The sequence below is a fragment of the Moorena bouillonii PNG genome (assembly GCF_001942495.1).
GTDB classification, from domain to species: domain Bacteria; phylum Cyanobacteriota; class Cyanobacteriia; order Cyanobacteriales; family Coleofasciculaceae; genus Moorena; species Moorena bouillonii.
This window is the reverse complement of record NZ_MKZS01000001.1, coordinates 4192626-4211340: the sequence shown is the minus strand read 5'-3', so window position 1 is coordinate 4211340 and position 18715 is coordinate 4192626. Positions and strand designations below refer to the sequence as shown.

At 44.2% G+C, this 18715-nt stretch carries 14 protein-coding genes and 1 pseudogene; 9 read left to right on the top strand and 6 right to left on the bottom strand.

The genetic code is table 11. The features are described from left to right. Positions 1-448: 448 nt before the first annotated feature. Complete coding sequence (mfd, locus tag BJP37_RS17200; RefSeq protein ID WP_075900559.1) at positions 449-4051, bottom strand: transcription-repair coupling factor; 3603 nt, start codon at positions 4049-4051, stop codon at positions 449-451. Between the two features lie 381 nt (positions 4052-4432). Here mfd and BJP37_RS17195 point away from each other — a divergent pair, with 381 nt between their 5' ends. After that, positions 4433-5389 (top strand): GGDEF domain-containing response regulator, encoded by a 957-nt coding sequence (locus tag BJP37_RS17195; protein WP_075900557.1) that lies wholly within the window; start codon positions 4433-4435, stop codon positions 5387-5389. A gap of 14 nt (positions 5390-5403) precedes the next feature. On the opposite strand, the gene menD is transcribed toward BJP37_RS17195, so the two are convergent. From menD to BJP37_RS17180, 4 genes are all read right to left on the bottom strand, one after another. Continuing rightward, entirely contained in the window at positions 5404-7365 is a 1962-nt protein-coding gene (gene menD / locus BJP37_RS45070) for a 2-succinyl-5-enolpyruvyl-6-hydroxy-3-cyclohexene-1-carboxylic-acid synthase (RefSeq protein ID WP_075900555.1), read from the bottom strand. 170 nt (positions 7366-7535) lie between these two features. Further along, positions 7536-8321 carry a 2-succinyl-6-hydroxy-2,4-cyclohexadiene-1-carboxylate synthase gene (gene menH / locus BJP37_RS17185; RefSeq protein WP_075900553.1) on the bottom strand — a complete coding sequence of 262 codons (786 nt, stop codon included), beginning with the start codon at positions 8319-8321 and terminating at the stop codon, positions 7536-7538. Between the two features lie 36 nt (positions 8322-8357). Then, positions 8358-8519 carry a hypothetical protein gene (locus BJP37_RS39395; protein WP_198954084.1) on the bottom strand — a complete coding sequence of 54 codons (162 nt, stop codon included), beginning with the start codon at positions 8517-8519 and terminating at the stop codon, positions 8358-8360. A 52-nt stretch (positions 8520-8571) separates the two neighbouring features. Continuing rightward, positions 8572-10020, bottom strand: coding sequence for an isochorismate synthase (locus BJP37_RS17180; RefSeq protein ID WP_075900551.1), 1449 nt, complete (start codon positions 10018-10020; stop codon positions 8572-8574). Between the two features lie 37 nt (positions 10021-10057). Here BJP37_RS17180 and BJP37_RS39390 point away from each other — a divergent pair, with 37 nt between their 5' ends. From BJP37_RS39390 to BJP37_RS17160, 6 genes and pseudogenes are all read left to right on the top strand, one after another. Further along, positions 10058-10198 carry a hypothetical protein gene (locus BJP37_RS39390; RefSeq protein ID WP_158069630.1) on the top strand — a complete coding sequence of 47 codons (141 nt, stop codon included), beginning with the start codon at positions 10058-10060 and terminating at the stop codon, positions 10196-10198. Positions 10199-10957: 759 nt separating this feature from the next. Beyond that, entirely contained in the window at positions 10958-11083 is a 126-nt protein-coding gene (locus BJP37_RS43615; protein ID WP_269087014.1) for a hypothetical protein, read from the top strand. A gap of 42 nt (positions 11084-11125) precedes the next feature. Continuing rightward, on the top strand, positions 11126-12037 hold the full coding sequence (gene menA / locus BJP37_RS17175; RefSeq protein WP_075900549.1) for a 2-carboxy-1,4-naphthoquinone phytyltransferase: 912 nt from the start codon (positions 11126-11128) through the stop codon (positions 12035-12037). A 162-nt stretch (positions 12038-12199) separates the two neighbouring features. Beyond that, positions 12200-13420, top strand: a complete 1221-nt coding sequence (locus BJP37_RS17170) for an RNA-guided endonuclease InsQ/TnpB family protein (RefSeq protein WP_075900547.1) — start codon at positions 12200-12202, stop codon at positions 13418-13420. A gap of 92 nt (positions 13421-13512) precedes the next feature. Beyond that, a pseudogene (ubiE, locus tag BJP37_RS17165) lies at positions 13513-14193 on the top strand (bifunctional demethylmenaquinone methyltransferase/2-methoxy-6-polyprenyl-1,4-benzoquinol methylase UbiE); the annotation flags it as partial. Positions 14194-14634: 441 nt separating this feature from the next. Next, positions 14635-15567, top strand: coding sequence for an o-succinylbenzoate synthase (locus BJP37_RS17160; protein WP_075900543.1), 933 nt, complete (start codon positions 14635-14637; stop codon positions 15565-15567). On the opposite strand, the gene BJP37_RS44615 is transcribed toward BJP37_RS17160, so the two are convergent. Continuing rightward, positions 15496-15675, bottom strand: coding sequence for a pentapeptide repeat-containing protein (locus tag BJP37_RS44615; protein ID WP_143728000.1), 180 nt, complete (start codon positions 15673-15675; stop codon positions 15496-15498). The genes BJP37_RS17160 and BJP37_RS44615 overlap by 72 nt on opposite strands. Positions 15676-15683: 8 nt before the next feature. On the opposite strand from BJP37_RS44615, the gene BJP37_RS17155 reads away from it, so the two are divergent. Further along, positions 15684-17171 (top strand): 2-succinylbenzoate--CoA ligase, encoded by a 1488-nt coding sequence (locus tag BJP37_RS17155; RefSeq protein ID WP_198954083.1) that lies wholly within the window; start codon positions 15684-15686, stop codon positions 17169-17171. Between the two features lie 151 nt (positions 17172-17322). After that, the gene (dusA, locus tag BJP37_RS17150) at positions 17323-18345 is read left to right on the top strand and encodes a tRNA dihydrouridine(20/20a) synthase DusA (RefSeq protein ID WP_075900541.1); all 1023 of its coding nucleotides are present in this window, start codon (positions 17323-17325) and stop codon (positions 18343-18345) included. Positions 18346-18715 lie beyond the last annotated feature (370 nt).

Sequence of the window (18715 nt, the reverse complement as noted above, 5' to 3'; positions counted from 1 at the left end):
ACGTACGGATTTGAAGGAGAGGTGCCCCGGCTAATCCCGGGCATCGACTCTAATTAGGGACTAGAAACTAGGCTTAACTATCTAACATCTAACATCTAATATTTAAAACTTATTGTTTAATAACCAAAAGCTAGCAGTTATTAAATTAAGCATTAAGTATAAAATACAACACTACAATTAAAATTAAATTTCAACATCTAACACCTAATACCTAACACCTAAGCTAAGCAGTGATGTTTCCCAATTGCCAGAAATTTTTGATCAAATTTTCGGGAATCTCTGGAAGACACCTTGTAGTAAGTAAGTAACGTAGCTTTACTAGAGCTTGTCAAACATCTTGGACAGTTTTTGACATATGCCTCTAGGATTTCCTCCCAGTTGATGTACAGTAGCGGTTGTAGCAATAGTTGCAGCCGCTTTTTTTTTGGAGGGTAATGGGTAATGGGAATTAGGGATTGGGGATTGGGGATTGGGGTAACCCAACCACAGTAGGTTCTGGCAGTGCGCCTTGCATCTTGCCTAACCACTCAATCAGGCTCTCTAGCTGTTTGTTGGTCTTGACCAGACCTAAACCACGAACCGTAACTTTACCAGGAGAATAGACAAAACGCGATCGCAAATGTTGGGGGAGGTTCTCTTGGAGTAACTTCCAGGCTGGTTCCTCCATGGGTGTTTCTAGGACAATGTGTTGTTTACCCTCAGGTCGAATTCGGGCAAATCCCAAGGACTTCCCTAACTGTTTTAGCTCCATCACCCGCAGTAATTGCTCTGCCACGGAGGGAATTGGACCATAGCGATCGCTCCAAGCTGCTGCGATCTGTGCTAACTCTTTCTGGGACCCTGCTGCAGCTACTGCTCGATAAGCACTAATTTTTTGGTCTAAATCTGGAATATAGTCAGCGGGAATAAAGGCTGTGATCTGAAGGTCAATCTGGGTATCATCTACTTGGGGAATTTCTTGCCCTTGAATTTCCTTGATCGCTTCTTGCAGCATTTCCATGTAGAGGTCAAAGCCAATGGCTTCCATCTGACCGGATTGTTTTACACCTAGGAGATTCCCCACCCCTCGAATTTCCATATCCCTGGTGGCTAACAGATAACCTGACCCGAGTTGAGTGAACTCCTGAATTGCTCGTAAGCGTTTTTTGGCTGCTTCTGAGAGTACCTTCTGGTTGGGATAAAGTAACCAAGCGTGGGCTTGAATCCCAGCCCGACCTACTCGTCCTCGCAATTGGTAGAGTTGGGCAAGACCAAATTTGTGAGCATCTTCGATCACAATGGTGTTGACTCTAGGAATATCTAGCCCAGATTCAATAATCGTAGTACACACGAGGATATCTGCCTCACCGTTGCTAAAGGTGAGCATAATTGACTCTAATTCCGCTGGGTCGAGCTGACCGTGAGCAATGGCGATTCTCGCCTCAAGGATCATTTCCCTGAGTTCCGCAGCAACTTCTTCAATCCCTTCAACCCGAGGTACGACATAGAATACCTGACCACCTCGGTCAAGTTCCATACGAATGGCGGTGCGGACAGCTTCTGGTTTATAGGGCGATAAGTGGGTTTTAATGGGACGCCGTAAGGGTGGTGGTGTAGTAATTAAACTCATTTCTCGTACCCCCGATAAGGACATATAGAGGGTACGGGGAATGGGAGTAGCGCTTAGGGTCAATACATCTACCTGAGTTTTGAAAGATTTAATTTTTTCCTTCTGGTTGACACCAAACCGCTGTTCTTCATCTATCACCAGCAGCCCTAACTCTCGAAACGTTACACTCTTGCCCAGCAACTGATGGGTACCTACCACCACATCTAACTCCCCAGTTTTCAGGCGTTGGAGAATATCACGCCTTTCCTGAGGGGTACGAAAGCGGTTGAGTAGACCGACATTGATGGGGTAGGGAGAAAACCGTTCTTTGATGGTATGATAATGCTGCTGAGTAAGGATTGTGGTCGGGGCAAGGAAAGCTACTTGCTTGTCAGAGGTGACAGCTTTAAAAATAGCCCGAATTGCCACTTCTGTTTTACCAAACCCCACATCCCCACAAACTAACCGATCCATAGGGCGATCGCTTTCTAAATCCCGTTTCACATCCTGTATCGCCTTGAGTTGGTCAGGAGTAGGTTGGTAGGGGAAAGAATCTTCTAATTCCTGCTGCCAAGGGGAATCCGGTGGAAAGCAATAACCGGACTGCTGTGCTCGCTGGGCATAGAGCTTCAGCAAATCCACCGCTACTTTCTTAATACTTTTACGGACACGATTTTTGGTTTTCTCCCAGGTTTTACCGGACATCTTGTGGAGTTGAGGCAAACCGGTACCTGTATGTCGAAACCGAGATAGTACCCCCAACTGATCCGCTGCCACCCGGAGCAAACCATCAGCGTACTTGATCACCAAATACTCGCGAGTTTCATTATTTATGCTTAATTTTTCCAGCTTGAGGAACTGACCGATCCCATGATTCTTGTGAACCACATAATCCCCTGGACGTAGCTTATTGGGGTCAACCTGTTGGGAGGCAGCACGGCGGCGCTTACGGATATAACTGGGAGTTGCCAAGGTATGCTGCCCAAAGAACTCCCGGTCAGTCACAACCACGATCCGGTAAGTAGGGAGGATAAATCCCTCTAGTTCTGCTAAGCCCGAATACTTGACTGCTACCGCTGTCCTCTGGAGATTTAATTTGTCAATAGCTGGGTAATCCCGAGGGTTGGGGACAAACTGGGCAGGACAATCATGTTCTTGGAGCAGGGCAACGGAACGACTAGGTTGGGCAGAAACCAGCCAAATCGAGAAACGGCGATCGCTTTGCTCTCGCAGTACTTCTGCTAGTTTGGCAAACTGGTGGGGTGTTACTGGTACAGAGCGGCTAGCCAGATTAACAGCATTTTGGGTAGTTTCTTCTACCAATTCTGATAAATACAGGATTGGAGTCGCAGCAGGAGTTGAAGGTTGTTCGCGAACAACCTGGAACTGGTTAACCTTCAACTCTAGAGCATGATCAAAATAACGATGGAGAGAGGGCAGGGAATGATTCAGTTCCTCTAATTGTTCTTCGGCATGTTCCACCCAGCGATCGCAATGGGCAGCACACTGTTCTGGTTCATCAATGACAATTAAAGTATTTTCTGGCAGGTAATCTAGTAGAGAGGCTGGCTGGTCAAAGGCAATACCCAAGAAACGGCGGCTACCCTCTAAAGACTGACCTCCCTCGAAAGATTCTTGCTCCTGAGGTGAGAGATAAGATTGGATTAGTTCAGCCTTTGAGCTTCTCAGCACTTGGCTAATAATGTGACCAAAATCCGTGGGGGTCAGCACGATGCCGTCAATTTTATCCAGGGAACGCTGGGTTGCGGGGTCAAACTCCCGCAACTGCTCTAACTCATCCCCGAACCATTCCAGCCGCACTGGCAATTCTAAAGCTACGGGGAAAACATCTAGAATATCACCGCGCCGACTCCACTGACCTTCTGTTTCCACTAGGGGAACCCGTTCATAACCCAGCTGTGCTAACTTTTTATCAAGGTTTTTCCCATCCCAAGTCATGCCCTGGTTAAGGGTAAGGCAGTAGGGCTTAAAGGCATCGACAGGGGGCAAGTGGGGTTGGAGTGCTGCTTGAGTGGCCACAATAGCCATCCGATCAGTTGAAGAAGGTTGAACCAACGAAGGTTGTAAGTCAGAACTTTCAACTGGCAACCTGTCAACCTTCAGGCTTTCGACCAAATCTGCCAATACTTGCATTTGTCCCCAGGTCATTTCCGACTCTGGGTCAAAGGGTTCATAGGGTGATGCTTCTGAGGTGGGGTATAAGTGGACTGTATCCCAACCCATGGCTTCCAGTTGGGTTGCCCAGCGACTTGCTTCTTCTAGGGTGCTACAGACTACGAATAGGAGGCGTTGGTCTGCCTTGGCCAGGGCTGATGCTACTAATCCCTTTGGCAAACGGGGAATACCATTCAGATATAGAGACTGTTGCCGATTTAGTTTTGTGAGTAGTTCACTGGTGAGAGGGGAGTGCTCTAGTGTCCGAATGATCGAGGAAAGTGCCATTAGTTCACTGGGTACTTGACAATAGGGCTTCCAGAATAGCTGTTTCTCTCATTTTACTAGGAATAGCACTGCCTGGGAAAAATTGACTGTTGTTGAATAGGTTAACTTATCTCATTAGTGGCCTTACCACTGGATGCAGGAGTGTTTCCAAGTCCGTCGGTCTAGATTAATTGATATTGAATAAGCCAAAATCCTGTTTAGGTAAAGGATTCGGCTATAACAGTTTCAGGGGTGACGACTTGATTGTTGACTAATCTTTAGAAGATTTAATTTTACTAGGTTAGATTAAACAGATATTGCCGATCAAAATTTCAATTAATTTCTAGACAAAATAACAACTATCTACCGATTATAAATACATTACTGACTCAAGCAGCAATAATGGATAATACTGACTTGAATAACTTGAATAATAAAACTCCTCAGGTTCTCGTGGTTGATGATGAGAAGATCACACGCTTGGTGCTACGTCGTAGCTTGACAAAGGAAGGATATAAAGTCATTGAAGCTAGCAACGGTGAGCAATGTCTGAATATCTGTAAGGATAAATTGCCAGACATTGTGCTTTTAGATGCCAGAATGCCCATCATTGATGGGTTTACCTGCTGTGCTAAATTGAAGGATAACTTTGGTTCCGAATGTCCTCCTATACTAATGATTACAGGCCTCAATGATGCGGACTCTGTAGAACGAGGGTTTGAAGCCGGTGTGACAGATTATATAACTAAGCCAATTCACTGGGCCGTTTTGCGACGAAGAGTACGTCGTTTGATTGAATCAAGTTGGACAATGACACAGTTAAAAATTGCCAATAAAGAGTTGGCACGCCTCGCTACTATTGATGGCTTAACCCAAGTTGCAAACCGCCGAGCCTTTGACGAGTATTTTAACAACGAATGGTATCGACTGGCACGGGAAGAAAAACCATTGTCTTTAGTTTTGTGTGACATTGATTTTTTTAAGCTTTACAATGACACTTATGGACACCAATCAGGAGATGAGTGTCTTAAACAAGTTGCTCAAATTCTTGGTCAATCAGCAAAGCGTCCAGCCGATCTCGTCGCTCGCTATGGAGGTGAGGAATTTGTGGTAATGTTGCCGAGTACTGATATACAAGGCGCTATTCAGGTAGCAGAGACAATTGAAACTAAACTCTACAAACAGGCGATCCCTCATTCGGGTTCTCTGGTGAGTGACATTGTTACCGTCAGCCTGGGGGGTGCTAGTACGATTCCCACAGTAAAATCGTCCCCAGAACATTTATTTGCTGAGGCTGATAAAGCCCTATATCAGGCAAAAATGGCCGGAAGAAATCGCCTAGTTTATGTTAACTACTAATTAAAATTTTAGGATTAATTATACTTAAAATAGTCTTGACGCAAACTAGCATCTTTTCTACGATCAGTGGGCAATTCTAACACTCTAATGCCTTGGCTAGGAAGTGGGTTTAAAGCTTCCTTGAGCTGCTGCCATGATTGAATCAGCTGGTGCTCTACTCCATAAGTCAGACACAACTGTGAAAAATTCACATCTTGGGGTGTGGCAAAGAATTCTTCAAAGGGTGGGTCAAATTTGGCAATGGGCAACATCTCGAAAATGCCACCACCATTGTTATTAATTAATATAATGGTTAAATGACCAACAAACTTGTTTTTAATTAGGAAACCATTGGTGTCATGCAAAAATGCTAAGTCACCCGTTAGCATCACACTGCTTTGATTACGATGAGCAATACCTAAAGCTGTTGATAAGGTACCATCAATTCCATTAGCGCCCCGATTAAACCAAGGTCGAATCCTGGTGTTACCAGGTTTCCAAAAGAACTCCACATCTCTGACTGGCATACTGTTAGCAATAAATAGAGGTGTTTCCGGTGGTAGACATTGGGAGAGTAACCAAGCTGCTTTTCCTTCAAACAACTGACTCATGCTAGTCATTGTTTGGTCAACCTTTGCCCTGACCTTCCCTTCAGCCTCACACCACTTTTGTAGGTTATCAGGTTGCAGGTTATCAGGTTGCAGGTTATCAGCTTGCAGGTTATCAGGTTGCAGGTTATCAGGTTGCAGGTTATCAGCTTGCAGGTTATCAGGTTGCAGGTTAGAACCGTCAACCTTCAACCTTTCAACCTTCAACGGTTGAGAGCTGTCAACCGTCAACCTGTCAACCTTCAACTTGTCAACCTTCAACTGGTTAACTTTCAACTCCTTTACCCATATCCCCAGTTGTTCTACACTCATCCGCAGATGAGTTGTTTTGCCATGGAGGGGGTCGAGGTTGTGGTGGCTAGGGTCAATCACCCAACGTCGCGGTTGACATTTATCCAACCAAGCACGCAATTCTTTGCTAATCGGTAGTTCACCGATGTGAATAACCATTTTGGGTTTTAGCTGTTGCGCTAATCGTGGATTACGCAGGATCAAGTCATAGGTGGAAATTAGATCTCGGTTGAGGTCGCAATAGTTTCTTACCGGTGAGAGCCCTTCTGCTAATACAGGCCATCTTAAGGTTTTGGACAAGGATGCGATCGCATTACAATAGTCTTTCGGATTTTGGGGTTGAGCTGGACCAGCGATAATAATTCCTTCCTGGGATTCTTGCCACTGTTCTAGGATTTTACCGGTTGCAGGTTCGAGGTTATAAGTTGTAGGTTGCAGGTTGTCAGTTACAGCTTGCTCCTGACAGTGAGCGAAGAATTCTTCTGGTTGTAATTGGGATTTTAATGGGTTAGTGGTTGTGTCGGGAATAGGTGGGAGGGGGTCACGGAAAGGTAGATTTAAGTGTACTGGACCAGGGGTAGGAAAATGTGTTAGTGGAGTGCTGCCAAAGGAGGCTCGCTCCCAAGCATGAACTACGGTTTGCCGTAGATAACGGAGCATACTGATATCAGCTTGAGGGACCGCTAGGGTACTTTGCCAGTTGGGATAGTTGCCGTATAATTTGATTTGGTCAATGGTTTGTCCGGAATGACAATCTTGGAGTTCTGGGGGACGGTCAGCAGTCAATACCAATAGTGGTACTCGGCTTTCTCTGGCTTCAATCACAGCGGGATAGAAATTAGCCCCAGCTGTGCCAGAGGTACAAACCAGTACAACTGGTTTTCCCGATTGTCGAGCAATGCCTAAGGCGAAAAAGCTGGCTGAACGTTCATCTAGAACTGGAATCGCCTCGATCTGTGGGTGTTGAGCAAACGCAACAGTTAGAGGGGTTGAGCGTGACCCTGGACAGATGATTGCTGTGGTCAATCCCAACCGCTGTAGGGTTTCTACCAGGATGGAAGCCCAGAGGCTATTGGTGTTGCGAAAATCAATAGGCATTTTATTTGCATATTTTAAATTTTGATTCTATGTTGTTGAAGGTTGAAGGTTTAAGGTTTAATGTTTAAGGTTTAAGGTTTAAGGTTGAAGGTTGAAAATTTAAAGTTTAAGCTTGACTACCCTAATCCCTAATCCCTACTCCCTACTCCCTACTCCCTACTCCCTACTCCCTAAAAAAAATCTCTGACATTTTTAACAAATTGATTGACGTTCTCAAAATGGATGTTATGTCCACAATCAGCAATAACGTTTAAATGAGCTGCTGTACAACTTGTTACTATTTCTGAGTTAATCGATTTAAATTTATGATCATAGTCTCCGACTAGCAAAAGCAAAGGTACTTGATTATCTTGGAGTGATTCCCACAGAGATGGTTGGCATCCTGTACTCATATGACGCAGAGATTTAGCTAATTCCACAGGATTATTTTGTTGTCGAATCTTGATAATTTGTTCAAAGTTAGGATGCTGCTTGAGGGAGGTGAACAGAGGCTGATTGTACCAATTTGATAAGAAGGTCAATAAATCTCCAGTTTCCAATTTTTCGGCAATTTGCCAATCTCGTTGACGACGCTTTAATTGTTCTTCTTCAGTCTTTAGCCCTGGAGATGCTGATTCGAGTAGTACTTTACTAAAACATTGGGGGAAATGAATGGTCATGTAGAGAGCCAATCGACCTCCCATAGAATAGCCAACTAAAAAGCATGGTTCAAAGTTTAACTGCTCTAGTAAGTTCTTTAAGGCGTGAGCAGTGTTTGGCATAGTGTAGCACTCATCCCCACCTAAAACTTTGGTCTTACCATGACCAGGTAAATCAACAGCTAGACAACAAAATTCCTCACAAAATAATGATATTGCTTCATCAAATTCCTGGCTGCTACCCATGAATCCATGGCAAAAAAGAATCCGTGGTTGCTCTCGGTTTCCTCTTAACTCATAGTTAAATTGATATCGCATTTATAGCAGTTATTAATTCTGTGAGGTACTTTATTTCTAGGTTTTAGGGAGCAGGGAATAGGGAATAGGGAATAGGGAATAGGGAATAGGGAGTAGGGAGTAGGGAGTAGGGAGTAGGGAGAATAAAATTGACTGTACCTCATAAGTACGACCAACGCTATATAGTACGATCAACGCTATATTATTGTTATAATTCATTATAACCAAATTATTTTAACTGATTAAACAGCAACGACCAATGAACACAGGGTTAAACTAAGGCTTTAAGAAGCACCATTAGCTTTAGGTTAATTTCTGCGAGTTCTTTATTAGGATCAGAGCCAGCAACAATTCCAGCACCAGCGTAGAGCCGAGCGTGATTACCTGCTATCAAAGCAGACCGAATCCCAACGATAAATTCACTATTGCCTTGATAATCTATCCATCCGAGGGGAGCAGCATACAGAGAACGGTCAAAGGTTTCGTAGTGTCGGATTTGCTGACAAGCAATTTTGGTAGGAACACCAGCCACTGCTGGAGTAGGATGCAGTTTCGCTATAATATCTAGGGGATTGACATCAGGTGGTAATGCTGCCTTAATCGGAGTCCATAAATGCTGGATATTCGAGAGTTTCAGCAGTTGGGGAGATGGCAAAAAATCCAGTTCCAAACCCAGTTGACAAAGACGTTGGATAATAAATTCACTCACTGCGTTATGTTCACGTCTCTCTTTTTCACTACTAAGTAATTGGTTCGCCAAATCCGCATCTTCAGCTGGGGTTTGACCTCGTGGAGCAGACCCTGCTAAAGCATCCGTCACTAACTGATGGTCGTAAATACTAATCAGACGTTCAGGACTAGCGCCAATAAAGTTTTTGCCTTTGCCGTTACTGATGGAAAAAATATAGCAATCTGGATAGTTATGGCGCAAATTGTCTAGAGAATCTACCAGATTAAAGGGTATTGGTGAGACGACATCCACGGCTTGGGAAAGGACAATTTTGCTAAATTGATTGGCTTGGATAGATTTTAAGGCTGATGAAACCGATAACTTGAAGTCTTTGGCTTTTTTTGAATCTTGCTTGAGAAATTCATGATGGTTAGCCTTACCAGTAAAACAGTAGAGCAGACGACCAGAAGAGGTGATTAGATTGAACTGCCGACCTAGGCTTTCGACCAGCCAATCCAGATTAACTTGAGAATTGATTTCAAGATTAGCCACTACTACACATCGGCTTTGACAAAGTGAAATTTGCCAGCGAGGTAGAAAAATAGTGGCAGATGGGAAAGGGTTGTTACTATTAAACTTATCACCAAAAAACGTAAAGCTACAGAAGAAATGAGGTCCAGCCAATCGCTGCTCTATGTCACCACTAATTATGGTGTTAGCTAGACATGAGTCGATAAATCTTTGGGCTTTATAGAACCGTTGCTCACCAGCTAAATTAAGGTCAACAGCAGCATCAATAGCAACAATTGATTCTTGATTACTTCTATTTTCAAAATAGAAGTGTAGGGGCTCGGGCGTGGCGGCAAAAGGGGCAGCTCTATCCCGAATTGCCTGAAAAACCGCCAGTGGGTCGAGGGGGGGAATTTCTTGAGAAATACTGGCAATTTTGGCAATACCTTGTTTTTGAGATTTTTTCTGGCAGGCTAAGAGAAACTGATGTAACTCTTTAGCCTCATGAAAGAGGTGAGCAGGGCAGGGAATGACTGACATATATAGGCTTTCTTGAATTACAGGAGTGTTTACCTAAATGAACGACAACACTTGGCGATTGGCCTTGGCCTTTGGGCCACGCTACGCGAATGGCCACGCTGCGCGAACGCTCTTTACTACATATTTCTTAATTTGTATTTACATAACTTATTTAATTCACAGACTTTATAGTGACTAATGATCAATTATCAGCATGTTTGGCAATTAAGAAAAGCAGGGTAAGGGCAAAAATCAATAAATAGGCCGTCTAATTGTAACTATTGAAAAAGAATTGCAATAATTTTGATGCTCAAGGCTTACTATGGTTATAATCCTTGCTCCATATCACATTTTGGTTTAATTTTTATTGCCCTTACTCTAGAATTGCTCAGCATCATTTCTTGATGCAGCGCGGTCATGGGGGGAACCCCCATGACCGCGCTGCATCGCTTTTTTTATTTTAATGATGAGCCCTAGTTTTGGTAGGCAAAATGTTGGTAATCCAAACCAACATTTATTGGGTCATTAGTCAATACGGAAATCAAGGGGATACCAGTATAGATAATCCCTGATTAATTTTTAAAAACTACTACAAATAAAAAGCTGCTATTTTGGGTAAATACCACTTCAGTTTTCATCAATCCTACTTCTCTTAAAAGGCTAAGCCTACCAATTTAGATGGCACTCCAAATTTTTGCTGTTTCGACTTGATATCTAGAGTATCCCGTGCTAGCACTTTTACATTACTGGTCATACTTTTTAGTCATACTTTTTAGGATTGCTTACAAGACTTACAGGGTGCGTTATTAACGCACCCTACTACTTCCAACTAATTCTTACAGGGTGCGTTATTAACGCACCCTACATAGAGTTTGGTGTTCAGTTTTGGGTAAGTCCTATAGTAATCGTAGGGTTTTGAGCACTTTAGTTAAAAATTTGTCAATAAAATTTACATAAATTGACGTATTATCAATTCACTACCTTGCTTGGGATTAATGGTATTCTGCTAGTCAGCCCCTTAACACCGTTGAAGACCGTTGACCCAAAGCTTGAACAGTCCCAGCAGTATTGGTTGATGGTGTGACGGTCAGTCTAGCACGACTTGCATTCATATTCCGGGACTATTATGACAACAAACACAATTAAAATTCCTAACTCTAAACGGAAATTGTGGCTAGCAGCCATCAAGCCTCCCATGTATAGCGTGGCAATTATGTATGTTTGGGTGGCAGCAGCTGTGGCATGGTTTGAGACCAATCACTTCAATTGGACGATATTTTTGACCTTTGTCAGTGCTTCGATTCTGATTCTGGCTTGGGAGAATCTGAGTAACGATGTGTTTGACTCTGAGACTGGGATTGATAAAAACAAAGCTCACTCCATAGTGAACCTGACGGGAAACAAATCGTTAATTTTTTGGCTAGGGAACCTGTGTTTAGGACTGGGTATCCTTGGCATGCTACTGATCTGCTGGTGGCAGCAAGACTTAACGGTGATGGGATTACTACTGCTATGCTGCAGCCTTGGCTATATCTACCAAGGACCTCCGTTTCGCTTAGGCTACCAAGGTCTAGGAGAGATTCTGGCCTTTTTGAGCTTTGGTCCGTTAGGCATGTCAGCGGCCTACTACAGTCAAACCCAGAGTTGGTCTGTCACTAACCTGGCGGCATCGATAATTGTGGGTCTTGGGACTATGTTAATTCTATTTTGCTCCCATTTTCACCAAGTAAAGGATGATATAGCAGCTGGGAAGCGATCGCCTATTGTTCGCCTTGGCACCAAAAGGGGTGCTAAACTGTTGCCCTGGATTTGTGGTAGCCTATTTGCTGCTACTGCTGGGTTTGTGATCATGGGGCTATTCCCCATATCGACATTACTCAGTTTGGTGGGATTGCCTTTTGCTATCGAGCTTTGCCGCCATGTTAACGCTCATCACAACCAACCGCAAAAGGTGAGTAATTGTAAGTTTATTGCCGTAGCGCTACATTTTTGGAGTGGACTCTTGTTGGGTGTCGGTTTCTTAATTAACCTTAATTAAGGGAATTAACTTACGAGGGGGCTTGGGGGAGCGATAAGTCCCGCACCGTAATCTCCGATTCGGTGTCGGGATACATGGACTCCCCCAGTATTTTTATCACCCCAAGAAGGGGTGATAAAAATACATCTAGCGATTTTGTGTATTCATGGTAGAATGATCTTCATGTTGATGATGAACTACCGATACCGCATTTATCCAACTGCTGACCAGCAAGCTCAAATGCTTGAATGGTTAGAGACTTGTCGCAAAGTCTACAACTATGCTTTGAGAGAGTTGAAAGACTGGTTGGCGAGTCGGAAGTGTGATGTGGATAGATGTTCGTTATCTAAGGAATATATCATCGGGGCGGATACTCCATTCCCTAGTTATCATCTTCAGCAAAACAATCTACCAAAGGCTAAAAAAGTCAACCCCCAACTCAAGAATGTACACTCTCAAGTTCTGCAAACAACCATTAGAAGATTGCACGATACCTGGGATGGGTTCCGTTCTCGTGGGTTTGGGTTTCCTAGATTCAAAAAGTGGGGTCAATTCAAGTCATTTCTGTATCCACAATTCAAAAAGAACCCGATCGGGAATGGCAGGATTGACCTTCCCAAGATTGGCAAAGTTGCCATCAACTTGCATCGACCAATTCCAGATGGATTTCAGGTCAAACAAGTCCGGGTGTTGTCTAGAGCCCGACATACTCAGTGGTATGTAGTGGTCACAATTGCCAAAGACGTAAAAATCCCAGACAATCCACCTTGCGGTCGTGGGATTGGGGTAGATCTCGGACTCGAAAAATTCTTGACAACATCTGACGGCTTTACAGTGGAACGCCCAAAGTTTTTCAAAGACCTCAAAGGCAAGCTGAAATTGCTGCAACGGAAGGCTGCGAGAAAACAGAAGCGTTCTAAGAATTGGGAAAAAGCACAAGTAAAAGTGGCAAGACTTCATCTAAAAATTGCCAATGCTCGCCAAGATTTCCATCTGAAAACTGCACATCTTTTGTGTGACCAAGCGGAAAGGATTTTTGCAGAGGATCTCAACACAGTTGGACTCAACAGAGGAATGCTCCGAAAAGAGTGCATTGATGCTTCTTTTGGACAGTTCCTCGACTTACTCAAGTGGGTTTGCTGGAAACGAGGGAATTACTTTGAACGAATAGACCCGAGAGGAACTAGTCAAACTTGCCCATTGTGTGGTGCAACTGTGCAAAAATCTCTCAGTGAAAGAGAGCATATTTGTCCTGAATGCAACTATCGTACCCACAGAGATCATGCAGCAGCTCAGGTGATCAGACTCAGAGGGTTAGAATTAGTACCCACGGACTGTGGGGAATGGAAACTGCCTGGTCATGGCGTACTGTCGGGTGAGCGCAATCTCATAGGCAAGTGCTGATCCAGGAATGCTCAGTTGTGAGACTGAGAAGCCCACGGCATAATCTTTGATTTGCCCTTGGGAGAAGTCACTTAACCTTAATTGAACGAATCATGTCAGACCAATCCCAGGCGATTCAGGGAATTTTTGATAATATCTCTTCTAACTATGACCAGCTAAATGACTGGATCAGTTGGGGTCAGCATCGAATTTGGAAGCTGATGACGGTTAAATGGGCTGAGCCTAAGCCAGGAGATACCTGTGTTGACCTGTGTTGTGGCAGTGGAGACCTGACTCGACTATTAGCCGAGAGAGTAGGCACTCTAGGAAAGGTGTATGGAGTAGATTTTGCTCCCCAGATGTTAGCGATCGCAAAACAAAAATCCTCTGAACCACAGATTGACTGGGTAGAGGCGGATGTTTTAGATTTACCATTTGCTGACAATACCTTTGACGGAGCAACTATGGGATATGGATTACGTAATGTCGTAGATATCCCCAAGAGCCTAAAGGAAATTTACCGTATTCTTAAACCAGGGGCTAAAGCAGCAATTCTTGACTTTCACTTACCGTCTCAGGCTCTGTTTCGACAGTTTCAACAGTGGTATATGGAAACTATTGTTGTTCCCCTAGCCCGTGATCAAGGACTTGAGGAAGAGTATGCCTATATCTGGCCGAGTGTACAGCGATTCCCCCGTGGTCCGGAGCAAGAATCTTTAGCACAGCAAGTAGGTTTTCGTGCAACTCACTACCCGATTGTTGGCGGAACCTTAGGAGTATTGGTATTAACAAAACCTAGAAGTGTTGAATCGGGAATCGGGAATCGGGAATCGGGAATCGGGAATCGGGAATCGGGAATCGGGAATCGGGAATCGGGAATCGGGAATCTGGAATCGGGAATCGGGAATCGGGAATCGGGAATCGGGAATCGGGAATCGGGATGTAAGCATTCAGCTATCAGCTCTCAGCTCTCAGCTCTCAGCCGTCAGTGGTCAGCTCTCAGCCGTTAGGGGTCAGCTTATTTTATTCAAAAGCACCATCTGCGTGGCACAGGCTTTGGCCTTTGGCCACGCTGTGCGAACGACGCTGTGATAACCCATAAGTTGATCACTGAAAGCTGAAAGCTGAAAGCTGAAAGCTGAAAGCTGAAAGCTGATAGCTGATAGCTGATAGCTGAGTGCTTACATAGGGATGCAGCGCAATAGCAATTAAAAATAGCAATTAGCAATTCATCAATGACCAATTATAAGTTCAAGTTTCACCCATACCAGCGTCCCTTTAAGCATCCGTTGTCTACCAGTCATGGCCAATGGACAGTCAGAGAAGGTATCATTCTTAGCCTTAATGATGAAATAGGGAACATTGGCTGGGGTGAAATAGCTCCTATCCCTTGGTTTGGTTCGGAAACTCTGGAACAAGCCTTAAATTTTTGCGAGCAATTACCTCAGGAGATTACTACAGAGGAGATTTTCGCCATTCCTGCTGAACTCCCTTGCTGTCAATTTGGGTTTGAATCGGCTTGGGAGCTAGTGATGGGCAAAGGACTTTCTACAAAGGACTTTGAACCAAGCAAACAACACTACAGTTACTTGTTGCCGAGTTATGACGCAGCAAAACAGTCCTGGGAAGCTCCCTGGAATCAGGGATACCGAAGCTTTAAATGGAAAATTGGTATTGCTCCGATTGAGGATGAAGTCAAGATAGTTCAGGAGTTGGTTGAAGCAATACCTGCTTCTGGCCAATTGCGTTTGGATGCCAATGGGGGATTGACTAAACAAGAAGCTGAGCAGTGGCTGATGGTATGTGACACCATTGGAGCGGTTGAGTTTATCGAACAGCCCCTACCTCCAGAGCAGTTCGATGTGATGTTGGAGATGAGCCACAACTATTCCACTGCGATCGCATTGGATGAATCTGTGGCAACCCTTGACCAACTTGAACAGTGTTACCAGCGGGGATGGCGAGGAATTTTTGTGATTAAAGCTGCGATCGCAGGTTCTCGGAAACGACTACGGCAGTTTTGCGACACCTATCCGATTGATACCGTCTTTTCATCCGCCTTGGAAACTAATATTGGTCAACAAGCGGTGCTTCAGCTAGCAGCAGAAATCTCTGACCTCAAGCGTGCTGTAGGTTTTGGTGTCAACCATTGGTTTAATGAAGGTTGAACGCGATCGCGTGGCCGAAAGGCCAAGGTTGGAATGTTGAAGGTTGGAATGTTGAAGGTTGGAATTTTGAAGGTTGGAATTTTGAAGGTTATTGGGTGTTAAGGTTATTTGGTTAGATGGTTAAAGGTTTAAAGAGCAAATGTGGGGAGGATTCATACCTCAAACAGCCCCTAAGCTATGTCCAACACCGTTCTGGTGAACAATGGCTGATTGGCTATGACAGTCAGCAACTTCACCAACTCATTGAGCAATACTACCAGCAATTCTCCCAACTTTCCCAGGAAAAAGCACCAAAAATTCTTTTAGTAGAGCAAAGTCCTCTTAAATTTCTAGCCGCTTTCCTAGCTGCTGTTGCTAGTCATTGTCATGTATTCTTAGGGAATCCCCACTGGGTAAAACCAGAATGGCAACAAGTCCTTAACCAAATCCATCCCGATCTAATTATCGGAGAATTAGCCAGTATTATTGAGACATCACTACTCAATAATCAACACTCAACACTCAATAGTCAATATTCAATAATCAATAATCATCCTTCAGGACTCATTATGATTCCTACAGGGGGCTCATCTGGCAAAATCCGCTTTGCGATTCACACTTGGGAAACCTTAATGGCATCAGTAGCAGGGTTTCATCAGTATTTTGGGAACAAGCCAGTGAATTCCTTTTGTGTGTTGCCTCTGTATCATGTAAGTGGTTTGATGCAGTTTATGCGATCGCTTACCACAGGCGGACGTATGGTCATGTTGCCCTTCAAAGCCTTGAAAGCTGGGGAAGGACGAGACATTGATCCCAAAGAATTTTTTATCTCTCTGGTACCGACTCAACTAGCCAAGCTCATCAACCAAGATGCGGCTGAGTGGTTATCCCGCTTTCGGACAGTCTTGTTAGGCGGTGCTCCGGCGTGGGAATCCCTATTAACACAAGCAAGACAGTATCGTATTCCTTTAGCTCCTACCTATGGCATGACCGAAACCGCTTCTGGTATAGTAACCCTTAAACCTGATGATTTCCTGAGTGGTAACAGTGGTAACAATAGTTGTGGTCAGGTGTTACCCCATGCCAAGGTCAAGATTCGCAATGGTAGTGGGGAAATCGTGGAGGCGCTCTCTACCGGTGTGATTACTATTGAGGCAAAGTCCTTATGCCATGGCTACTATAGCCCTAGCACCAATCTCGCCCTAGAGTCTGAGCTAAGTAAATTTCCCAACAGAGTCCAAACACTACAATCGGACGATTTAGGCTATTTCGATCAACAGGGTTACTTATATACTGTTGGCCGTCGCAGTAACAAAATTATTAGCGGTGGTGAAAATGTGTTTCCCGCTGAGGTAGAACAGGTAATTCGTGGCACAGGGCTGGTTAGTGATGTTTGTGTGATTGGCTTACCCGATGACTATTGGGGTCAAGTGGTAACCGCTGTTTTTGTGCCTAGTTCCGATCAGGTTTCTGTTGCGATGGTGCAACAGAACGTAGAGGGGAATTTAAGTAAATTCAAGTGTCCTAAGGATTGGGTGGCGGTAGAATCTTTACCGCGCAATGGTCAAGGGAAGTTGAATTATCAGCAAGTGAAAGTTATCGCGCGTGATTGTTTAAGTAATTGAAACTCAACGAAATCAATTAGGTTAAGCTAAATTGCTAGGCTGGGGATACGGCGGTTTGCATAACTATCAGGTACACAGGATTGTTTTTCCACTTCCGACTTCCCTGCTCCCTGCTCCCTGCTCCCTGCTCCCTAAGTAACTGCCTCAACCCATGACTGCTCCGAGTACAGCTATTTCACCCGAATCACTTCCAACTGAATCCAAAATTATTAGTAGCGGTTATCCCTTAAGTATTGCGCCAATGATGGATCGCACTGACCGCCACTATCGCTATTTCATGCGCCAGATTACACGACGGACATTGCTCTACACCGAAATGGTCACCAGTGCAGCAATTCTTCATGGCGATCGCGAACGCTTGCTAGGGTTTTCCCCACAAGAGAAACCCCTAGTCTTACAAGTTGGTGGTGACACTCCCAGTGAATTAGCTGAATGCGCCCGAATTGCTGAAGCTATGGACTATGACCAGATTAATCTCAACGTTGGTTGTCCCAGTAGTCGGGTGCAAAATGGCAATTTTGGAGCTTGTTTGATGGCGCAGCCTGAACAAGTAGCACGCTGTGTAGAGGCTATGGTTAAAGTAGTGAACATACCCGTTACTGTCAAGCACCGTATCGGTATTGATCACCTTGACCGCTATGAAGACATGGCTAATTTTGTCCGCATTGTCTCAGATGCCGGTTGTCAGCATTTTACTGTACATGCTCGCAAGGCTTGGCTACAGGGTTTGAGTCCAAAAGAGAATCGCAACGTCCCACCCTTACGTTACAGTGACGTCCATCGTCTCAAGCAGGAGTTACCTGACTTATTCGTGGAAATTAATGGTGGATTCACTAGTCTTGAACAAGTGCAAGAACAACGGGAGTATGTCGATGGGGTCATGATTGGGCGTGCAGCTTACGACAATCCCTATCTGTTTGCCAAAGCTGATTGTGATATCTATAGCGAGACAGTTATACCCCCAACTCGCCATCAGGTTGTCGAAGCTATGTTTTCCTATATTGATCAGTGGGTAGCCAAGGGTTTTAAGCTTAACAAAATTACCAGACATATGCTGCAATTATTTGCAGGGCAACCAGGTAGTAGAGCTTGGAAACGTCATCTAACTGAAAATTCCTGCTTGGTTGGTGTTGGTTCTGATGTCGTTCGCGAAGCTTTAGCTAAAATTCCTTAGGTTGACACTCCCCGCCCTGGAAGGACGGGGATTCTTGCTTCAACGGGGTGACTTGTTTAACCAGGCCGGAGCCAGGAAAAATAGAGGTCTCCTCTCCACAAGCGTATTTGGTCTATGACCTAGGTTTCGGTGTGCCCCACCGTACCTTTTCAAAATTTACTTAAATAGATACTTTTTTTATCTAAATTTTTCATAGACGTTTAAGTCGTTAGACCAAATTACGCAATATGTATCTGAGACATAATTTTCACGTTGCCTACTTATGGTTAGATAGTATCTATTTAGTTTAAAAGTCTATTGTTTATGCTTTTATAATAAGTAGGTCGTGCAAGAAAAAAGGAGGTATATTACAAATTATAAAGCGTTGCCT